Origin of the sequence: Streptomyces guryensis (assembly GCF_021261325.1) — a bacterium.
Taxonomy (GTDB): domain Bacteria; phylum Actinomycetota; class Actinomycetes; order Streptomycetales; family Streptomycetaceae; genus Streptomyces; species Streptomyces guryensis.
On record NZ_JAJSBI010000007.1, the window covers coordinates 375,517 to 394,463 of the forward strand.

The following is an 18,947-nucleotide window of genomic DNA, read 5'->3' on the forward strand; positions in this document are numbered from 1 at the left end:
GGTCGTCGTATGAGCCGCGTCGCCGAGGGCGTCTCCCCGCTCGAACTCGCCGACTACCAGAAGGCGGTACGGCTCGTCCTGCGGCACCCGCTGATCACACCCGGGTACCCGGACAAGGCGGCGCTGGCCACGGTGCGACGCTGGGCCGACCAACTGCGCACCGACCTGATGGAGGCACTCGGGTACCGGCTCGTCACCACCGCCGACACCGCCCGGCTCCAGCGCGCCCAGGACGGCCTGGACGCCACCCGCCCAGCCCTCACCCGCGCGGGCCGCCCCTTCGACCGGCGCCGCTATGCCTACCTCGTCCTCACTCTCGCGGCCCTGGGCCGCCACGGCGCGCAGGTGGCGCTGGGCGAACTGGCCGACGCGGTCGCCGCCGACGCCGTACGCATCGACGGGCTGGGACTGGACACCGCGCGCAAACCCGACCGGGACGCCTTCGTCGACGCCGTCACCTGGCTCACCGAGCGCGGCGCGCTCACTCTCGCTGACGGTTCCGCCACCGCCTGGGCAGGCGATCCCGAGCGGGCCGAGGCCCTGTACGACATCGACCGGGAGATCCTCCTCGCCGTCCACCACCCGACCCGGGTTCTGCAACACCTCACCTCCGTCACCGCTTTGCTGGACTCCTCCGGCGCGCTGGGCCTGTCCGCGGGCCGTGCCGCCCAGCGCCGCGACCAGGCCCGCCGGGCCCGTCGTCTGGTGCTGGAGAACCCGGTCGCGTACTACGCCGACGCCGACACCGAACTCCTGGGCCAGCTGCGGGCGCCCGCTCTCGCCGAGGACCTGGAGCGGCTGACCGGGCTGACGGTGGAGCGGCGGGCCGAGGGTGTGGCGCTCATCGACACCTCCGGCAGGCTGTCCGACCTCCGCTTTCCCGGCGGCGGTACCGTCGCGCAGGCCGCGCTGCTGCTCGCCGCCCGGATCAGCGTCGCGGTGCAGCGTTCCGGACGGCACGCCCTCGAATCGCTGCCCGCGCCCACCGCCGCCGAACGCCTCGCGGCTCGCGCCCGGCGTATCGACGTGGCCCTGCCGTCGCGCGGGCTGGTCGCCGAACTCGCCCAACTCGCAGAGCCGGACGAGGGGTCGGCGTACGGGACGCCCGGTGACGAGGGGCAGGAGCTGACGGAGACCCGGTACCCCTTCGTCACGGACTCCTGGCTCCGCGGCAGGCTCAGGGAGATCACCGCCGAGTACGGCGCGGGTTTCGCCGCCGATCTGCGCGGCGACCCGGACCGGCTGCTGGACCAGGCGCTCGGCCTGCTGGCCGCCATGTTGCTGATCGCCCGGGTCGACGGCGGGGCCCTCGCGCTTCCGCTGCTCGCCCGCTACCGGGGGGTCACCGCCCGAGTCAAGACCCGTACGGCGGCCCAACCGCTTTCCCGGACAACCCTGTTCACCGACGACATCGCCAAGGACCCGACTCCGTGAGCACCCCCGCTCCCACCCAAGCCCCCACCCCCTCAGCCCGGTTCGTCCCCACCCGCGCCGGGATCATCAACCTGTGGGACTACCGGGACGAGGAGTTCTCCTTCGCCGGCGGCTGGCTGGTGCTGCGCGGCCCCAACGGATCCGGCAAGACCAAGGCCCTCGAAGTCCTCTTCCCCTTCGTCCTCGACGGCCGTATCGACCCCAAGCGGCTCAACCCGTTCGCCGCCGAGGACCGCACGATGAAGTCCAACCTGCTCTTCCGCGGGCAGGACAGCGCGCTCGGCTACGTCTGGATCGAGTTCACCCACCGGGAGACGGGCGAGGCCGTCACCTGCGGCATCGGACTGCACGCCCAGCGCCACCGCGACACACCCGTTCGCTGGCACTTCGTCGCCGAGGGCCGCGTCGGAGAGGACTTCTCCCTCCTCACCCACGACGACCGGCCGATGACGAAGAAGCAACTCGCCGCCGAACTCGGACGCGAGCTGATCGCCTCCACGGCCGACTACCGCGCCGCCGTCGACCGACGCCTGTTCGGTCTCGGCCCGGAACGGTACGAGCAACTGCTCACCCTGATCCTCACGCTGCGCCGCCCGCAGCTCGCCAAGAACCTCGACCCGGCCAAGCTCTCCGACACCCTCACCGCCGGTCTGCGCCCGCTCGACGACGACCTGATCGCCGAGGCGGCCCGTTCCTTCGACGACATGGAGTCCGTGCAGCGCACCCTGGAGGGACTGGCCGCCGCCGACGACGCCACCCGGGCCTTCCTCGCGAGCTACTCCACCTACCTGCGGGTCCACGCCCGTGCCGCCGCGGACCGGCTCACCGCCCGCCGTACCGAGACCGCCGAGCGCGCCGCCGCGCTGAGCACCGCCACCACGGACCTGGCTCAGGCCCGTGAACGGCAGGCCGCCGCCCAGACGCGTGCCGAGTCGGCCGACGGCTCACTCGCCGCCCAGCGCGCCCGCCTCGACCAGTTGCGCTCCTCCGCCGCCTACCAGGCCGTCGAGCAACTCGCCGACCTGGAACGCCTGGTGCGCACCTGCGAGCAGACCGCCCGGCAGGCGAACGCCGAACGTGAACGCCGCAGCGCCGCCACCGGCCGCGCCCGCGCCGAGGCCGAGCACGCCGCGCGGCTCGCCGCCGAACTCGATGCCGCAGTCTCCCGGGACGCCGCCACCGTCGCCGACCACGCCCACACCGCCGGCCTGCCCTGGACTCCGGCCGACGCCGAACCCGCCGGCCTCGCAGACCGCTCCGCCGCACTCGCCGCAGCCCGCCACGAGGGCGTCCGGGCCGTACGGGCCGCCCAGCAGGTGGCACGCGGCGCCGAGCAGACCCGTGACCTCGCCCGGAGCTCGCTCGACCGTGCCGAGGAGGCCGTCACCGCGGCGGAAACCGCGGAGACCGCCGCCGAGTCGGCCCTCGCATCCGCCCGTGAACAGGCCCGTGAGGCACTGGGACAGTGGGCGGAGGCGCATGGTGAGCTCCTGACCGAGGAGGGGGTCGGCCGACTCGCCGAAGCCCTCGAACTCACCGGCGAGGCGGAGAGCTCGGGTGTGCCCGTCACGCTCGCGGACGCCTTCACCGAGGCCACCGCCTCCGCCGTACAGGAACTGCGTGACTCCCTCGCCGCCCTGCGCGCCCAGCGCGCCGATGTCGAGCGCCGCCGCGCCGAGACGGAGGCCGAACGCGACCGGATCGCCGCCGAACACGACGACGCCCCGCCCCAGGCCCGTGGCCGCACTGCCGAGAGGGCGCCCGGTGAGGGGGGTGTTCCGTTGTGGCGGCTCGTCGACTTCGACGACCATCTGACAGGCCGTCAGCGGGCGGATCTGGAAGCCGCCTTGGAGGCATCGGGCCTGCTTGACGCCCTCCTCACCGCCGAGGACGCCCCCGTGGCGGCCGGGCGCAGCGAGGGTTGGCTGCGAGCCGGTTCTCCGGTGAGAGGACCGAGCCTCGCCGACCTCCTGCGCCCCGAGGTCCCCGAGGCCGGCGATGCGATCCCGACCGCCGCCCGGATCACCGCCGTACTGCGATCCGTCGCCGTCACCGGCGACCTCGACACCGGGACTCCGCAGATCAGCCCCGACGGCCGGTACGCCGCCGGTGTCCTGATCGGCGCCCACACCAAGGAGCACGCCGAGTACATCGGCGCGACCGCCCGCGCCCGCAGGCGCGCCGCCCGGATCGCCGCCTGCGAGACGCTCCTGTCCGAACTCTCCGCCCAGCTCGACGAGTTGGCGCGTGCGCAGGCCCGTACGGACGCCGCCCTCGACGGGTACGCCGCGGCCCGCGCCGCCCTGCCCCGCACCACCGGCATCACCGAGGCGCTGCGCGAACTGGACAGGGCCGCGGCGAGGCTGCGCGCCACCCGCGACGCCGCCGACGCCGCCCAGGACTCGTACGACGAGTCGGTGGCCGCCTGCTCGGTCGCCGAGCGCGCCCTGCGCCGCACCGCCGCCGAGCACGCCGTCGAGACCGACCGCGTCGACGCCGTCGAGACCGCCACCCGCGCCTTCGAGACGGCGGTCCGCGAACTGGCCGCCCGCCGCCGCGAACACGCCCGCCAGAGTGAGGCGGCCGAGGCAGCCACCGACCGACTCACCGTCGCCGCCGAGGATGAGGAAGCGGCGGCGGACACCGAGCGCGCGGCACGCCGCCGGTACACCGAGGAGGCCGCGGGACTTGAGGCCCTCCAGGATGCCGTCGGGGCCGAGGCACAGGAGGTGATGCGCCAGGTGCAGGAGACCGAGGACGGCATCGACGCCCTGGTGGGGGAAGCCGAGGCGGCCCGCACCGCTCAGCACGGCGCGATCGCGGGTACCGCCGCGGCCGAGGCCCGCCGTACGGCCGCGGCTGAGGCCCGGTCGGTCGCAGCGGCGGAGGAGAAGGACACCGCCCGCTCCCTGCGCCCGTATGCCGTCAGGGAACTCCTCGACATCCTGCGCTGCCCGCCCGGCCTCGCCTGGCCTGCCCAGGAGGCCGACTGGGCCGGCGAGACACTCCCGCCGGCCGTGGCCGCCGCCCACGAGGCGATCCTCGCCGCGACCCGCGACCTCACCCCCACCGAGACCAGCCTCAAGCAGTCCGTCACCCGTCTCACCAAGGCCCTGGACGACCTGCAGGCGCAGCTGGCCGCCGCCGGGCAGGACTACCGGCCCGAGTGGGACGGTTCCGACGGGGTCATCCTCGTCCGTGTGGCCGACGAGGAGGGCCCGCTGCCGGTGGCCGTCTTCGCGCAGAAGATCTCCGCCCACCGCAGTGACCAGGCCGAACTGCTCTCCGAGTCCGAGCAGCGCATCCTGGAGGACGCCCTGCTGACCCGGCTCGCCCAGCAGATCCACGACCGCACCATCGACGCCCGCGACCTGATCCGCCGGATGAACACGGACATGCGCCGGCGCACCATGTCCTCGGGGACGACGGTCGGGGTGAGCTGGCTGCTAGCCGACCACCTCGACGACGAACAGCGCGCCGTCTGCGCCCTCCTCGACGCCGACGCCGCCCGCCTCGGCCCCGACGGTCTCGCCCGGGTACGCACCCACTTCGCCGCGCAGATCAAGACCGCCCGTGCCCGCCACCGTGACCAGCCCTACCGCGAACTGCTCGCCGAGGTCCTCGACTACCGGCGCTGGCGGCAGTTCGCGTTCCAGCTGGTGCGCCCCGACAAGACGGAGGAGAGGCTCACCCGAGCCCGGCACAGCCGCCTGTCGGGCGGTGAGCAGTCCGTGTCGCTCCATCTGCCGCTGTTCGCTGCCGCGCACGCCATGCTCAACTCCGCCCACCCGCACGCCCCGCGCCTGCTCGCCCTCGACGAGGCCTTCGCCGGCGTGGACGACACCGGGCGCGGCGAACTCATGTCACTGGCCGCCCAGTTCGACCTCGACCTCTTCATGACCGGCTACGACCTGTGGGCCGCCCACGCCTCCGTGTCCGCCGCCGCCCACTACGACCTCGCGCACACCGCCGTCGACCACACCGTCTCCGCGCTGCTGCTCGTCTGGGACGGCCACCGGCTCCTCGCCGACGACACCGGCGACCTCACCACCGCCCTCGGCTCGCCCGGCACCCGGCGCGTCCCGGTCCCCGAGGAGGCCCCGGTTGTCCACTGAGCGTGAGCCGTCGGCGTACGACGAGCTGCGCGGCGAGGGATGGACCCGGCTGCTCGCCGCCGCCCGCCGCAGGCTGGAGCGCACCGGCGGCGCGCTCGACGGCGACATCTCGCTCACCGGGCCCAGCGAGGCCGAGCGCCGCACCGTCATCGGCATCACCGGCCGCTACCGGCCCGAGACCGTCAAGCGCCTCGCCGTACCCCTGCGTGACCTGGACGGGTATCTGTACGACCGTTATGGCACCGGTCTCCTCCAGACGCTCGGCCGTCTCCACGGTACGCTGCGCGACCGGCCGGCCGAACGGGCCGACGAACAGGCCCGCCGGGAGCAGGCCTTGACGTCGGCCCACTCCAGTCGGCTCGCCGGGCAGGGGTGGTTCGCCGCCTGGCTGGAGCGGATCGCCGCCGACGGCACCCTCACCCGTCTCGTACGCCGGGGGGACACGCCGCTCCTCGACGCGGCGGCACGTGTCCTGGAACGGCTCTGCGGTGACGGGGACCGCTGCACGGGCTCGCCGGAACGGTCTTCCGCAGTCCTGCCGCTTCCGGTCCTCGCCGAATGGGCCACCGGCGACACCAAGGCCCTGGTTCCCGGCACCCCGCTCGAACAGCTCGTCCTACGCGCCCTCGCCCAGCGCGTCGGCGACGGCCGCGGCGTACCGCGCGACCGGGCCGGGCGGCGCGCCCTGTGGGAGAGCGCCGGAGCCATCGCGGACGACCTCGCCAGCCAGGTACTCGTCCTCAACATCGGCGCCAGGGGCGACACCGTCGTCTGCGACTGGCTGCGCGACGCCGCCGGCTTCGGCATACCCTTCCGGCTCACCCTCCACCAGCTCGCCACCGACCCCGTCGTCCCCGCAGCCCGCACCATCTTCGTCTGCGAGAACCCGGCCGTCCTGCGCGCCGCCGCCGGCGAACTGCAGGACACCGGCGGCGCCCTCGTGTGCACCGAGGGCGTCCCGTCCGCCGCCTGCCACAAACTGCTCGGCGATGCCGTACGCGCGGGAGCCCGGCTGCACTGGCGCGCAGACTTCGACTGGGCCGGCCTGCGCATCACCGCGGACGCCGTGGCTCGCCACGGCGCCCACCCCTGGCGGATGACGGCCGCCGACTACACGGCCGCACTCGGTGAGGGCGAGTCCACACCGCTCGTGGGACCGCCCACGACCAGCCCCTGGGACCCCGGACTGGCCCTCGCGATGGAGGCGTCGGGCAGCACGGTCATGGAGGAACGCCTCCTGCCCGCACTCCTGTCAGACCTGGCCCGGCCGGCGGCTTCTCAGTGAGCGCGGTTTCCGGCTCCGGACGGGGGAGCTCGTCGAGGGGGAGTACGGGCGAGGTGTGGGGTGGCCGAGGGGTGGCCATCCGTGCAGCAACGGTGCACGGAGTGGTTCGGGGCGGCGTTGGCAGATGTCGCGAGGGGCTTGCCGCCGTTGTGGAAGGTCAACAATGCGGGTGGTCTGCCTGCATGGTTTGTGGTGCGACGGTTCTCCGTTACGGGGGGCCTGCCGCCCGGCCGGGATCGTTTGCCGGGTAAGTCGAGCCTGAGACGGGGCAAGTCGTTTGGGCAGGGAGAGGGTGCTCGGTGCGGTCCTCCCGCGGTCACAGTCTCTTGGCCCGCGGTGTGAGAGTGGCGCAACCGAATCTCCAGCGTGGTCTAACAGGTCGGAAACCGCTCGCTACGGCAGTCGGACTAGCGTCGTGGCATGAGGGTGTGGACGCCAGTACGGCCGCTACTCGGCAGGCTTGGCGCAATCAGCACGGGCGGTTCGGGGCGCAGGCACGGTGGTCCGACGACTCCCGGTCGTCGGCCGATGCCCGGCTGGGGCAGCATCCGGGGCCGGGTGGCGGTGGTCATCACGGTTCCCATCTGCCTGCTGCTGGCGGTGGCCGGTGTCGCCGTAGACGGGCGTGCCGAAGCGCTCAGCGATGCCCGGACCACCCGTGCCGAGGTTGGCCTCAGCCTGCGCATCCAGACCCTGGTGCACCAGCTGCAACGCGAACGCGGCCTGACCAACGGACTGTTGGGCGGTGAGAAGGGGTTTCGCCCCTCGCTCGCCGCAACGCGCAAGCGCGTGGACACGGCACTGCGCGGCGAAAGCGCGGTCGAGGATGTCGTGCAGCGGCAGTTGCGGCGCCTTGCCGCCGTGCGCGCCGCAGTCGACCGTAGTACCGCCGACCCGGCGAAGACCCTCACCTTCTACACCGCCGCCATCGACGCCCTGAACACCGTCGACCCGGTGGCAGCCACCGCGACGCGCGCCGACGCCCAACTGTCCGGCGGGCTGGCCGCGATGCGGGAACTGGCCGCGGCCACGGAGTCCGTCGCCCTCGAACGCGGCCTCCTCAACGGTGTGTTCGCCGAAGGCGCCTTCCACGGGCACAGGTACATCGACTTCACCGAGGTACGCGCCACACGCGTCGCCGCCCTCGCCCGCTTCCGGCAGGTCGCCACCGCACCCCAGCGCGCGGCCCTGAAGAAGGCCTTCGCAACCGCAGACGCACAACGCGCCACCGCCTACGAGAACCAGGCCGAAGGCGCCGCCGACGGCTTCGCGCTGCGCGCCGACGCCGGCACCTGGTGGGACGCGATGACCGTACTCGTCGACGATCTCTACGCCGTCCAGCAGTCGGTCGGTGATGCTGTACGGGACCGGGCCGACCGGCTCAGCCACGACGCCGAGCTGGGCCTCGTCGCCTATCTCAGCGCGGGGACACTCATCGCCGTGCTCGTCGCGGGCCTGGCCGCCTTCGCCTCCCGTTCCCTCACGCGCCCGCTGCGCACGCTCGCCGAGACCGCCCACGATGTGGCGCGGCATCGGCTGCCCGCAACCGTCGCCCGTATCCAGCAGTCCCCGCGGGACGGTGCGGAGATCCTCCCGACGACGCCCGCCCCGGACACTCCCGATACGCGGCTGCTGGGCGGCGCAGCGGAGATCGCCGCGGTCGCGGAGTCCCTGGACGAGGTGGAACGCACGGCCGTCCATCTGGCCGCCCAGCAGGCCACCCTGCGTCGCAACACCACCGAATCGCTCGCCAACCTCGGCCGCCGCAACCAGAACCTCGTACGGCGCCAGCTCAGCCTCATCACCCGCCTGGAACAGCAGGAACTCGACCCGGACGCCCTCGGTGAGCTCTTCGAACTCGACCACCTCGCCACCCGTATGCGGCGCAACGCCGAAAACCTGCTGGTCCTGGCGGGGCAGAATCCACCCAGGCCCACGGCAGCACCCGCCGACGCCCTGGAAGTCGTCCAGTCCGCAGTCGCCGAGGTGGAGCAGTATCGGCGGGTCCTGATCGCAACCGTGGAGCCGGTACGGGTACGCGGACACGCCGTCGCCGATGTCGCCCACCTCCTCGCCGAACTCATCGAGAACGGGCTGAACTTCTCGCCACCGACCGAACCGGTCGAGGTGCACGGATGGTACGACACCGACGACGACACCTACTCCTTCGCCGTCGTCGACCACGGCGTCGGCATGTCCGAGGCCGACAAGGAACGTGCGGGCGCCCACTTCTCCGACTCCGGCGAGGAGGCCCTCCTCGCCACGCCCACCCGGTTCCTCGGCCACCTTGTCGTCGGCCGAATCGCCCACCGCCTCGGTCAAGGCACCCAGGTCCACCTCTTCGATACCGCCGGCGGCGGGCTGTCTGCACTTCTTGCTCTCCCCGGGCGCCTGCTCGCCCCCGCCGAGGACGCCTCCGTCCCGCCCCTGCCCGTCAAACCGGCTGTCTCCGCCCTGCTCAACGGCTTCCGAGCGGGTGTCGCCCTGGGCGAAGCCCGGACCACTCAAGGAGCGTCATCGTGACCACCGCCGTCCAGAGTTTCGGCTGGCTCGTCTCGGAGTTCGTCCGCACCGCCGACGGTGTCACCGACGCCGTCGCCGTCTCCTCCGACGGCCTGCTCATGGCCGCCTCGGACACCCTCGGCCGAGATCGCGCCGACCACCTCGCCGCCGTCGTCTCCGGCATCACCAGCCTCGCCCAGAACGCGGCCACGGCACACGGCTTCCGCGGTATGAAACTCGTCATGATCGAAATGCTTGGGGGCTTCCTCATGGTCGGCCGCATCCGTGACGGAAGCTGCCTCGGCGTCCTCGCCTCCGAAGGATGCGACGTCGGCCTGGTCGGCTACGAAATGGCCGTCCTCGCCGACCGCTGCGGGGAACTGCTCACCCCGCAGCTGGTACGCGAACTCCACTCCGCGCCCGCGTGAGCCACGGTGCGGTCGCCCAGTGGCTGAGACGGACAACGCCGAAGCGCGGGGCACTGGTGGAGGAGGGGTGAACTCGGGTGGGGTCGGGTCACCGCACGCGACATGTCCCTGCGAACTCGGGACAACGTCCTCACCGGACAAGTCCTGGTCCACGACGACATCGCCGCCGTAGAGCGCCGTGGGACCCGACGGGTAACACCGAGCTCTGGTACGTCAGCACCGCACACGCGCACGGCTGGATCCACCCCGACGACCGCTACCTGCGCCCCGCCTGCTGACGCAGTGCGTGCTGTGCGGTACGGAAACGAACAGGCCCTGCAGCGTCAGAGCGCCGGGTGTCGCCGGGGAGGACGAAGGTCGCTACCAGGCACCGACGGTCTCCAGCAGGAGATGGAGATCGTGGGTGGCTTCGGCGGTGGCGAGCATCTCAGCCACGGGGACGGTTGCCGTCGCGGCCGTGAATGCGGGGTGGCGTCCCGGAGGAGGGCGGCGACACGGCGGGGCACGGGGCCGGCCGAGGCGAAAGGACTGCGGCGGTTTCGGAGGCCACCCACGCCGAGCATGCCGAGGGCGGCGCCGCTGGCGCGGGCGGGGGCCGGGGCGCGGTGGGTGGTGAGGGCGTGGCCCACGGTGCGGGCGACCCGGGTGCGGTCGCCGGTGGCCCCGGCGGCGTTCTCGTCGGCTCAGCGTTCGATGGTGTACGTGACGGCGGTCGCGAGCGGGCGAAGGAGCGGGTTGGCGGAGGCGCCGAGCTGGGCGAGGGCGACGAAGGCGTAGTGGTGGGCGGTCAGGTGGGCGCGTTCGTGGGCGAGCAGGATGCCGTGTTCGGTCTCGTCCAGGGTGTGCAGCATGCCGGTGGAGACGACGACCCGGCCGGGCAGGCCCGGCAGCGCGTAGGCGTCGGCTGCCTCGTCGTCGACGATCACGAGGCCGTCGCGGGCAGGCATGCATGCGGCGTCCAGCGCGGCGGCGGCCAGGATGCGGGCCCGGCGCCAGAGCATGCGGGCGGCGGTGAGCACGGCGCCGCCGAGGAGCAGACCGGCGATCAGGGCGATGGAGAGCCCCGACCGGCGACGAGCCGCTGGAGCTGCTGACCGCCCCGGTCGGGCCCGGCGTGGTGCTGCTCCGCGTCAACATCGGCCCGAGTGTGCCGCATGAGGCGCATCGCGGCGGACTGTTCCCATGCCCCCCAAGGCGACGGTCCGTGGCGCCAGCCCCAACGCGAGCGAAGTCACGCCCCCCGGAGACACGTAGGTCTTCATCACGCCGATGCGCCCCACCCTCACTCGCATCGAGCGACAGGGGAGGACTCCAGGCGCCCATCGATTGAGTATGTCGCCAACGACATATAAAGTTGTACGGGTGGAGTCCCTGTACGCGGTCGAGATCGAACCTGAGGTCCGGGCTTGGCTGGAATCCCTGCCGGCCAAGCACTTCCTCAAGGTCGACGAGTACGTCGGACTGCTTGCCGAGTGCGCGGCAACCCTCGGGGAGCCATACGCCCGCCACCTCGGCGACGGCGTGCGTGAACTGCGCCCGACGCTCGACGGAGCGGCGATGCGCATCACGTACTGGCTGACCCCCAACCGCACAGCGGTACTGCTCACGGTGTTCCGCAAGACGAAGATGCGCGAGGACGCCGAAGTCCAACGGGCCAAGCACGCACAAAAGACTTGCGAGGCCGAACACAGCCCCGCCCACGAAGAGTTCGTTCGGATCATCGAGGAAGGAGAGGTGTGATCATGAGCCACAGCCGATGGAAGACACTACGCGAACGCAAGCTCGCCGAAGGGTTCACCGAACCGGACGACGTCGCCGAGGCCCGCCAGGAAATCCGCCTGTCCATGGCACTCGCCCAAGCCGTCTACACCCGGCGCACCGAACTCGGACTGACCCAGGCCGAACTCGCCACCCGCGCCGGCCTCACCCAGGCGAAGATCTCCCGCATCGAAGGCTCCGACACCGTGCCCACGCTCCCGCTGCTCTCCAAACTCGCCCGCGCACTGAACGCTTCCCTCAACATCGCCCTCGACGAGGGCGACACCCAGGTCACCTTCACCGCCCACAAGACCGACGCCCCATGAACACACGGGCGTCCGTCCACCGGTGGCCACCACGGCGCGGTGCAGGCCTTGATCTGCTGACCGCACCTCTGGCATCGGGCGGAACTCGACACGCGCTGGGAACGGACGACCGCCCGCAGCAGGACTGTCGGAGGCCTACAACCCCGGTCCCCTGGCTCCCTATCGCCTGCGGTGCCCGTCTGGGTGGCCAGCCGGTGGCCGGACGCCTTCGGACAGTGCATCACCGGGTAGCACGGGTCAACCTGCTGCACATGCTCTGATCAGCCAAAACGTCACTGCGCAGCACTGGGCGGCACCGTGCAACATGATCGCTCACGGTCTCGTAATGCGTAGGTCTCGGGTTCGGATCCCGAGGGCGGCTCCATGGTGAACCGCAGGTCAGGCCCCTGACCTGCGGTTTCTTTGTTTTCTTGACTATGGAATGTACTTGCCGAGGGCTCCTTGGGTCTATGCATGAAATGCGTAGGTCAGAGGTTTAACTCTCCGGGTTCAGGGAGGTGTCCCCGAAGCCAGCTATCGTCACTGACCTGCGGGTTCTCGCGTACCGACTGATGGGCGAGTCAGTACGGGGCAGGCGTGGGGTGGCCTCGCGGTGGCCATCTGTGCAGAGGCGGTGCACGAAAGAAGGCTGTGGAGCGGTCAGCAGAAGAAGTAACCAGCCTTACCGGTTGTGGTCCTCTGACAATCGCCGCAGTCGGTCCATCGAACGGTGTGGTCGACATTGTTCTGTCGTCTGTTGCAGCGCACGGCTGGGTTCTCATAGAGGAAGTGGGCTCTCAGGGCGGAGGCTCAGCAGGCTGGCCAGTGCGTGGAGGTGACAGGGGAGCGGACCAAGAGGGCCACTGTCTACGCCAACCCCGACGGCTACACCTTCATGCTGGAGGAGTCTGCGGTTCCCGTGCGCGTCGCCAAGCCGGTCGGTGGATGGGAGGCGTCAGACGCCACCCTGGAAGAACGTTCCGACGGGTCCATGGGGCCGAGGCGGCCGCCGCCGACCGCGCTCCTCGACTGCTTTCCCGGGCTTGAGCTCGACCTCCCGCCGGGCGGACCGAGTTGGCGGCCGTCGATGCGCGCTCGCGGTCTGCTCAATCTGCCCGTGCATTACTGATCGTCCGCACTGCGTGCAGCGTTCTGCCCTTCCCCTGCACTGAGGCTCCGCCTCTGACGGAGGAGCGGAGCCTCAACGGCTAACGTTGCAGGTCGACCTTGCACGAAGAGAGATGGTTGTTCTACTCGGTCAGTTGTTGGTCCCAGAGGCCCACAAGACCGTTCCATCGCTGTCATAGATGACGAGATTGCCGTCGGGCTGGAAGAACAGCGTGTCGTTGGGATGGGTGCTCGTCGCGGTTGCCCACAGGGCGGTGCCGGTGGTGTGCGCGGTCTGGGGGTAGCTGACGAGGTGAAGCTTCCCCTTGATCGTGGACACCTGGAGACTGGGACCTGAGGTTCCAGAGGAAGTAGCACCAGGTGGGAAGCAAGTACACGAAGCGTTACACAGAGGAGTTCAAGCGGGACGCCATCGCGCTCGTCGACTCCTCGGGCAAGACGGTCACCGCCATCGCCCGGGAACTCGGCATCAGCTCCGAGTCCCTGCGCGGCTGGTACCGCCAGGCCAAGGCAGACCAGGGCGAGGGCCGCCCTGGCGAGCTCACCACACAGGAGCGCGAGGAGCTCAGGCGGCTGCGCAGGCAGAACGCCGAGCAGGCAAAGACGATCGAGGTCCTGCGAAAAGCCGCGGTCTTCTTCGCGAAAGAGAGCGATCGGTGAACGATACGTACGCGTTCATCGAGGCGGAGAAGACCACCCACGGCGTCGCTTTCCTCTGCAGGCTGCTGAAGGTGGCCCGCTCCTCTTTCTACGCCTGGCTCGCCGCGCAGAAGACCCGCGCCGCCCGCCAGGCCGCCGACGCGGCCTTGACCCACGAGATCACGGTCATCCACCTCGCCTCCCGTGGAACCTACGGCGTCCCGCGCGTCCATGCCGAACTGCGGCGTCTGGGACGGTCTGTGAACCACAAGCGCGTCGCCCGCCTGATGCGTGAGCACGGCATCCAGGGCGCCCACCGTCGCCGGCGCCGGTCACTGACGCGGCCGGACAAGAGGGCCAGGCCGGCCCCGGACCTGATCGGCCGCGACTTCCACGCCGACATCCCCGGCACGAAGCTGGTCGGAGACATCACTTTCCTCCCGACGGCCGAGGGCTGGCTCTACCTGGCCTGCTGGCTGGACCTGGCCACCCGCGAGGTCGTCGGCTACGCCATGGCCGACCATCACCGGGCCGAACTCGTCGTGGATGCCCTCAACATGGCCCAGGGCCGAGCCGGTCTGAAACCCGGCTGCGTCATACACAGTGATCGCGGAAGCGAGTACACGTCGGCCCAATTCCGCGACCACATACGTGAGTTGGGGCTGCGGCAGAGCTGCGGACGCACCGGATCATGCTTCGACAACGCCGCCGCGGAGAGTTTCTGGGCCCTGCTCAAAGAGGAAATCGGCACCCGAATCTGGCCGGACCGGGCCACCGCCCGCGCCGAGGTCTTCAACTTCGTCGAGACCTTCTACAACCGCCGCCGCCTGCGCAAGCACAAAACCTTCGGCTACCTCACCCCAGCCGAGACCAGGCAGCGGCATCAACACACCCTCGCGGCATAACCATCGAGTGTCCGAGATCACGGGCAAACTTCAGGCGCCTTCGTCGCCCACCACGCTGACAGTGATGACCTCGATCAACCGGAGGGGGAGACCGGGCCCGCAGGCGGGACGGCGGCCCGCGTCGAGGCACTGGAGCAGGCACTGGCCGAGGCCGTCGAGCAGCTCGCCGACCTCCGTCACCGCGTCCAGGCCCTGGAGGCGGGCGGCGACGAGCGGGGCCGCTGACCCGCCGGGCGGGGCGGGCTTCGGGGCTGCGTTCAGATTTTCTCTGCGAGGTTCAAGGCGGGCCCCGCCCACCGAGGCTGGCCGAACGTCGTCGACGAGCCCGCCGTTCAATCGGGAAGCCAGCTACGTCGCAAGGTGGCGAGCCGCCCAGGCAGTCGGGGGTGATCCGGGGCGGCCGGAGCGGCAATCTGCCTGGTCGCTGGGCTGGCCGTAACTGGGCTCCTGGCGGAGCAAGTTGTCGCCTACGACCGTCCTACGGCCGGATCGCAGGCACAGGGCCGACCCGGGGGCCGACCCTCACGCCCGCCGCCGGACTCGCCGAGCGCGGTGGTCGGCGTTGCCTCTGGCGGGGGCGAAGCTCCCGGCCGCCCGTCGGGGGCTGACTCATCCCGCCCCGGCCCCGCGCCGCCAGACTGAGCGACGCACCAGCCCGGCCGTACGCTGCCTTTCCCGATCGGGCCTGATCCTGCCGAAAGAAGCCTGCACCGCCTCGGCAGGTTTCCGCTGGTTTGCGGCGGCGCCGTGGCATCGGGCGAGGAGGGGCGTACGGGGGTGTGCGGCGCTGGAGTGGCTGCGGTCGCGGCGGCGGCACGTGACCTGAGCTCCGAAGCCGCGCTCTCGCGCCCCGCGCCATATATCATCGACGATATGGACAGTGAGCGGTACTCGATCGAGATCGAGCCGGAGGTGCGGCTGTGGCTGGAGAGCATTCCCGCCCATCACTACACGCAGGCCGAACGCGTCGCCGACCTGCTCGCCGAGCAGCCCACCACCCTCGATGAACCGCACTCCCGCCACCTGGGCGGCAAGCTCCGCGAGCTGCGCTTCCGCCTGGGCGATGCCCATCAGCGGATCACCTACTGGCTGGCGCCCGGCCGACGTGTCGTGCTGCTCACCGTGTTCCGCAAGACCAAGATGCGCGAGCAGGCCGAAGTGGATCGCGCCCACGCCGCACAGCGATGGTGCGAGGCAGAGCATGAAGCCGCCGCCGAGCACGACCTCTACAGCCGCAACCTCAAGGAGAACCGATGAACCACAGCGAATGGAGGACCCGTCGCCACCGTCGGCTGCTGGGCGAACACCTGGACGCCGACCCCGAGTACGACCGGGTGTACGAAGAGGCCGGCCTCGCCATGACGTTGGGCAAGGCCGTCTACGACCGGCGTAAGCAGCTGGGCCTGAGCGAGGCCGACCTCGCCGAGCGCATGCACGTCGACGTCGATGACATCGAAGGCATCGAGACGGCCACCGAGCTGCCGCCCATCGCGGTCATCATGCGCCTGGCCCGCGCACTGGACCTCACGGTGGACGTGCACCTCGCCGGCGGAGACGAGCCCACCGTCACCATCGTCGCCCCAGCGGCCTGAGGCGGGGAGGAACCATGCAGGACCCGCCTTCCGCGCTCGCCCGTGAGCTCGGGCAACTCGTCCACGACCGGCGCATCGAACTCGGGCTGTCCCAGGCCGAGCTGGCCGAGCGGTGCGGGATGAAGCAGCCACAGATCTCCCGCTTCGAAGGCGGCGGGACCGTGCCCACGCTTCCCCTCCTGCGCCGCCTGGCTCAGGCTCTCGGCGCCGACCTGACCATCAGCCTCACCCCACACGACAAAGCCGCTTGACACGCATTCGGAATTCCTGGAATTCCCCAGGAGGTGCAGACCCCTGACGGCAGTAGTGACGGCAACACCAGCAGACTCCAGCGCACGAGCACGAACATCCGGCGACTGTCAAATCGCCCGCTGACCAGCAAACTTGCAGGTAGGAGCGACCCCGCCAACACACGTACTATGTGATGGCAGGTGCCAGCCCGGTTCTCGTCCACAACAGTGGCATCCCGTGCGAGCACGCCCCGAGGACCTTCTCGAACCTGATCCCTGAGGACAAGCCGGGCTGGGCGAGGACATTCGACCCGAAGACCATTCAGAGCGGCCGCTCCGGAAACTTCGCCTATGTCGTGCTCGAAGACCACACCCTGGTCATCGGGAAGACAACCGACGGACATGTGAGCCTGGCCGGGGGCAAGGACGTGCTCGCCGCTGGTGTGGCGAGGATCAGGAGCGGCAAGATCATTGAGCTGAACAACGACTCCGGGCACTATCGGCCGTACGGACCCTACGCTGGGCAAGCAGCCGAGGACGCCTTCAATGAGGCTGGATGGGATGCAACAGGAAAGTATGTCGAGAAATGGCCAGGACCTGCCTGCCCCGTGTGCACGGGCCCTTGACAAGATCGATTTCATTATTCGAGTGGAACCGCACTCGGTGGGGGTCGACGAGATCGAGCCACTCCTCGAAGATCTTCTGCTGTTCCTGAAACGGCACGATGAATGTCGTGCCGCGATGGAGGTGCGGTTCAGGCAGATTCTCGATTCCCTTCCGCCTGGGGGAGTGGAGATTGTGCAGTACTGCATGTTCGAATTCCGCTGGCCAGGGGTGAGGGAATACGCCAAAGAGCTGTTTGCCGGGACGCGTGACGTCCTGCGCAGGCAGTCCTACCGGAGGATCATCGAGGCCTTCTCCGACGACTGGCCCGAGCGTGTGATCTATTCCAGGTACACGCCCGAACTCGACGAATACTGATCACGCCCGAAGCCGTCCCGCGCGGGAGTTGCCCGCGCGGGAGTTGCCCGCGCGGGACGAAGCGGATCGTCGACGAGGCGCGCCTGATCATGGCGGACATCGAAGTGACGTACGATCGGCAGGCGAACGCGGCGTATATCTCCTTCGCCGAACCGGGGTCGGAGCCTGCGGTCGCGCGCATGTATCCCTGTGATCCCGTCGAGGTCGGCGGGATGATCAACCTCGACTTCGACGAGAATGGGCGCCTCGTCGGAGTGGAGGTGTTGGCAGCCCGTTCAAAGTTGCCCCAGTACATGCTCGACGCGGCGGATCGAATCGACCCTGGTGCCGGATAACCAGCAAGTCATCGGCTTCGACTGAAGTGGTTGTCGAGGTGGGACAAGGCTTAACGTGTGCCGGTCTGGCCTCGTCACGAGCTACGCCTGCAGCCGCGCAGCGCCCTGGCTGACCACGTCCGGCTGCCCCGCCGGTGGACAGCCGGTGGACAGACGCCTTTGGACGGTGCGTCACGAGGCGGCATGCGTCAACCTGCTCTACGTGCCCTGATCAGGAAAAACGTCACAGTTCAGCACGACGAGGCACTGGTCAACATGATTGCTCATGGTCTCGTAATGCGTAGGTCTCGGGTTCGAATCCCGAAGGCGGCTCTAAGGTGAACCCCAGGTCGGAGCTATGACCTGGGGTTTTTTCTTTTCTTTGACCTTGGAATCTGGCACATCGGGCACTGTCCGTCTGTGCATCGCAATGCGTAGGTCCGAGGTTTGGTTTCTGTGACGAGGTCGACGATCTAACGCTCTGAACTGGCCTTTTCCTTGCTCTCAGGGGATGGATCTTGCTGGCGCAAGGGGTGCTGGTGGACAACCGGTGGACAGGTGTGCGTGACACTCCGTCAGGCACCCTTGCTGCTCCTGGGGTGATGGGTGAGATCCACCGGGTCTCCGATGGAGCGATAGGCGTCGGCGGGGCTGTCCGGTCCGGACAGGTCTCACGTCCGGCTCGGGTTCTGGCGATGGTTGGCCGTGAGTGCACGCAGTGGCCGCCGGGGAGGAGGACGCGAGCACCGGCGGCGGCCTGGAAACCTCCGGAGGGGCCCAGTGTGAGGGCTTCCGCGCTTACCGCTACGAGCCGGAGCCCCACGGCCTGGTCACGGCGGGAAACGGGACTGACGGGCACGGTCACCGGGCGAGATCCTTGTATTTTTTCGCGGGCACGACGATGTCGGTTCGACGATCCGAACGAGCTGGCCGCATTTGTCGACGCCGTCCGCTGGGGCGCGGTGACCTCAGCGGACGCCAACTCCTACCAGGCCCCGTTCCGTAGCGGCGCGAACACCGAGGCATACCAGCTGGAGCCACTGCACCGGGCACTGTAGTCGTCCCGGACGAACCTGCTGCTCGCCGACGACGTGGGTCTCGGCAAGACCATCGAGGTCGGCCTGAGTCGTACAGGAACTGCCGCTGCGCCACCGGGCGCGGACCGTCGTCATCGTCTGGATGGTGTCCCTCGTCATGGTGTACGGGACCAGTGGCCGGGAGTGCGCGGGCGTCTGCCCGGGGCGCACTTCTATGGGTGAGTACCGCTCCCTGAACAGGAGGCGGGCCACCGCGTAACTCTCCTTGGTGAACGCCCAGTTCAACCACGAGGA

At 70.1% G+C, this 18,947-nt stretch carries 20 protein-coding genes; 16 read left to right on the forward strand and 4 right to left on the reverse strand.

Annotation, left to right across the window (positions count from 1 at the left end; all coding sequences use genetic code 11):
- The first annotated feature begins 9 nt into the window (after positions 1 to 9).
- The 5 genes from LJ657_RS17450 to LJ657_RS17470 all read left to right on the forward strand — a co-directional run bounded on the left by LJ657_RS17450 (position 10) and on the right by LJ657_RS17470 (position 9,764).
- Positions 10 to 1,434: a TIGR02678 family protein gene (locus tag LJ657_RS17450; protein WP_232649525.1), complete on the forward strand. Its 1,425-nt coding sequence runs from the start codon at positions 10 to 12 to the stop codon at positions 1,432 to 1,434.
- Positions 1,431 to 5,549 (forward strand): TIGR02680 family protein, encoded by a 4,119-nt coding sequence (locus LJ657_RS17455; RefSeq protein WP_232649526.1) that lies wholly within the window; start codon positions 1,431 to 1,433, stop codon positions 5,547 to 5,549. The genes LJ657_RS17450 and LJ657_RS17455 overlap by 4 nt, the downstream gene beginning before the upstream one ends.
- A complete protein-coding gene (locus tag LJ657_RS17460; protein ID WP_232649527.1) occupies positions 5,539 to 6,834 on the forward strand; it encodes a TIGR02679 family protein in 1,296 nt (431 codons plus the stop codon). Before LJ657_RS17455 ends, LJ657_RS17460 begins: the two co-directional genes overlap by 11 nt.
- 528 nt (positions 6,835 to 7,362) lie before the next feature.
- Positions 7,363 to 9,357 (forward strand): sensor histidine kinase, encoded by a 1,995-nt coding sequence (locus LJ657_RS17465; protein WP_232649528.1) that lies wholly within the window; start codon positions 7,363 to 7,365, stop codon positions 9,355 to 9,357.
- The gene (locus LJ657_RS17470; protein ID WP_232649529.1) at positions 9,354 to 9,764 is read left to right on the forward strand and encodes a roadblock/LC7 domain-containing protein; all 411 of its coding nucleotides are present in this window, start codon (positions 9,354 to 9,356) and stop codon (positions 9,762 to 9,764) included. Before LJ657_RS17465 ends, LJ657_RS17470 begins: the two co-directional genes overlap by 4 nt.
- Before the next feature lie 683 nt (positions 9,765 to 10,447).
- Here LJ657_RS17470 and LJ657_RS17475 read toward each other — a convergent pair.
- Positions 10,448 to 10,765: a M48 family metalloprotease gene (locus LJ657_RS17475; RefSeq protein ID WP_232649530.1), complete on the reverse strand. Its 318-nt coding sequence runs from the start codon at positions 10,763 to 10,765 to the stop codon at positions 10,448 to 10,450.
- A gap of 361 nt (positions 10,766 to 11,126) precedes the next feature.
- On the opposite strand from LJ657_RS17475, the gene LJ657_RS17480 reads away from it, so the two are divergent.
- The 3 genes from LJ657_RS17480 (at position 11,127) to LJ657_RS17490 (ending at position 12,956) form a co-directional block, all read left to right on the forward strand.
- Positions 11,127 to 11,504, forward strand: a complete 378-nt coding sequence (locus LJ657_RS17480; RefSeq protein ID WP_232649531.1) for a type II toxin-antitoxin system RelE/ParE family toxin — start codon at positions 11,127 to 11,129, stop codon at positions 11,502 to 11,504.
- A 2-nt stretch (positions 11,505 to 11,506) separates the two neighbouring features.
- Positions 11,507 to 11,848, forward strand: coding sequence for a helix-turn-helix domain-containing protein (locus tag LJ657_RS17485; RefSeq protein WP_232649532.1), 342 nt, complete (start codon positions 11,507 to 11,509; stop codon positions 11,846 to 11,848).
- Between the two features lie 808 nt (positions 11,849 to 12,656).
- Complete coding sequence (locus LJ657_RS17490) at positions 12,657 to 12,956, forward strand: cytochrome P450 (RefSeq protein ID WP_232649533.1); 300 nt, start codon at positions 12,657 to 12,659, stop codon at positions 12,954 to 12,956.
- Positions 12,957 to 13,085: 129 nt separating this feature from the next.
- On the opposite strand, the gene LJ657_RS17495 is transcribed toward LJ657_RS17490, so the two are convergent.
- A complete protein-coding gene (locus tag LJ657_RS17495; RefSeq protein ID WP_232649534.1) occupies positions 13,086 to 13,274 on the reverse strand; it encodes a hypothetical protein in 189 nt (62 codons plus the stop codon).
- Between the two features lie 41 nt (positions 13,275 to 13,315).
- Between LJ657_RS17495 and LJ657_RS48610 the strand changes: the two genes are divergently transcribed.
- Both LJ657_RS48610 and LJ657_RS17505 read left to right on the forward strand, forming a co-directional pair.
- Complete coding sequence (locus tag LJ657_RS48610) at positions 13,316 to 13,615, forward strand: transposase (protein ID WP_232649535.1); 300 nt, start codon at positions 13,316 to 13,318, stop codon at positions 13,613 to 13,615.
- A complete protein-coding gene (locus LJ657_RS17505; protein ID WP_232649536.1) occupies positions 13,612 to 14,499 on the forward strand; it encodes an IS3 family transposase in 888 nt (295 codons plus the stop codon). The genes LJ657_RS48610 and LJ657_RS17505 overlap by 4 nt, the downstream gene beginning before the upstream one ends.
- A 30-nt stretch (positions 14,500 to 14,529) precedes the next feature.
- On the opposite strand, the gene LJ657_RS17510 is transcribed toward LJ657_RS17505, so the two are convergent.
- A complete protein-coding gene (locus tag LJ657_RS17510) occupies positions 14,530 to 14,679 on the reverse strand; it encodes a hypothetical protein (protein ID WP_232649537.1) in 150 nt (49 codons plus the stop codon).
- Between the two features lie 693 nt (positions 14,680 to 15,372).
- Here LJ657_RS17510 and LJ657_RS17515 point away from each other — a divergent pair.
- The 6 genes from LJ657_RS17515 to LJ657_RS17540 all read left to right on the forward strand — a co-directional run bounded on the left by LJ657_RS17515 (position 15,373) and on the right by LJ657_RS17540 (position 17,637).
- A complete protein-coding gene (locus LJ657_RS17515; protein ID WP_232649538.1) occupies positions 15,373 to 15,756 on the forward strand; it encodes a type II toxin-antitoxin system RelE/ParE family toxin in 384 nt (127 codons plus the stop codon).
- Positions 15,753 to 16,091 (forward strand): helix-turn-helix domain-containing protein, encoded by a 339-nt coding sequence (locus LJ657_RS17520; protein ID WP_232649539.1) that lies wholly within the window; start codon positions 15,753 to 15,755, stop codon positions 16,089 to 16,091. Before LJ657_RS17515 ends, LJ657_RS17520 begins: the two co-directional genes overlap by 4 nt.
- Positions 16,092 to 16,105: 14 nt before the next feature.
- The gene (locus LJ657_RS17525; protein ID WP_164313931.1) at positions 16,106 to 16,342 is read left to right on the forward strand and encodes a helix-turn-helix domain-containing protein; all 237 of its coding nucleotides are present in this window, start codon (positions 16,106 to 16,108) and stop codon (positions 16,340 to 16,342) included.
- 173 nt (positions 16,343 to 16,515) lie between these two features.
- Positions 16,516 to 16,947, forward strand: coding sequence for a hypothetical protein (locus tag LJ657_RS17530; protein WP_232649540.1), 432 nt, complete (start codon positions 16,516 to 16,518; stop codon positions 16,945 to 16,947).
- Positions 16,948 to 16,984: 37 nt separating this feature from the next.
- Complete coding sequence (locus LJ657_RS17535) at positions 16,985 to 17,302, forward strand: hypothetical protein (RefSeq protein ID WP_232649541.1); 318 nt, start codon at positions 16,985 to 16,987, stop codon at positions 17,300 to 17,302.
- Between the two features lie 89 nt (positions 17,303 to 17,391).
- On the forward strand, positions 17,392 to 17,637 hold the full coding sequence (locus LJ657_RS17540) for a DUF2283 domain-containing protein (RefSeq protein ID WP_232649542.1): 246 nt from the start codon (positions 17,392 to 17,394) through the stop codon (positions 17,635 to 17,637).
- A 947-nt stretch (positions 17,638 to 18,584) separates the two neighbouring features.
- Here LJ657_RS17540 and LJ657_RS48615 read toward each other — a convergent pair.
- Positions 18,585 to 18,947 (reverse strand): hypothetical protein (locus tag LJ657_RS48615; protein WP_308117055.1); only part of this gene is annotated, 363 nt, incomplete at its 5' end.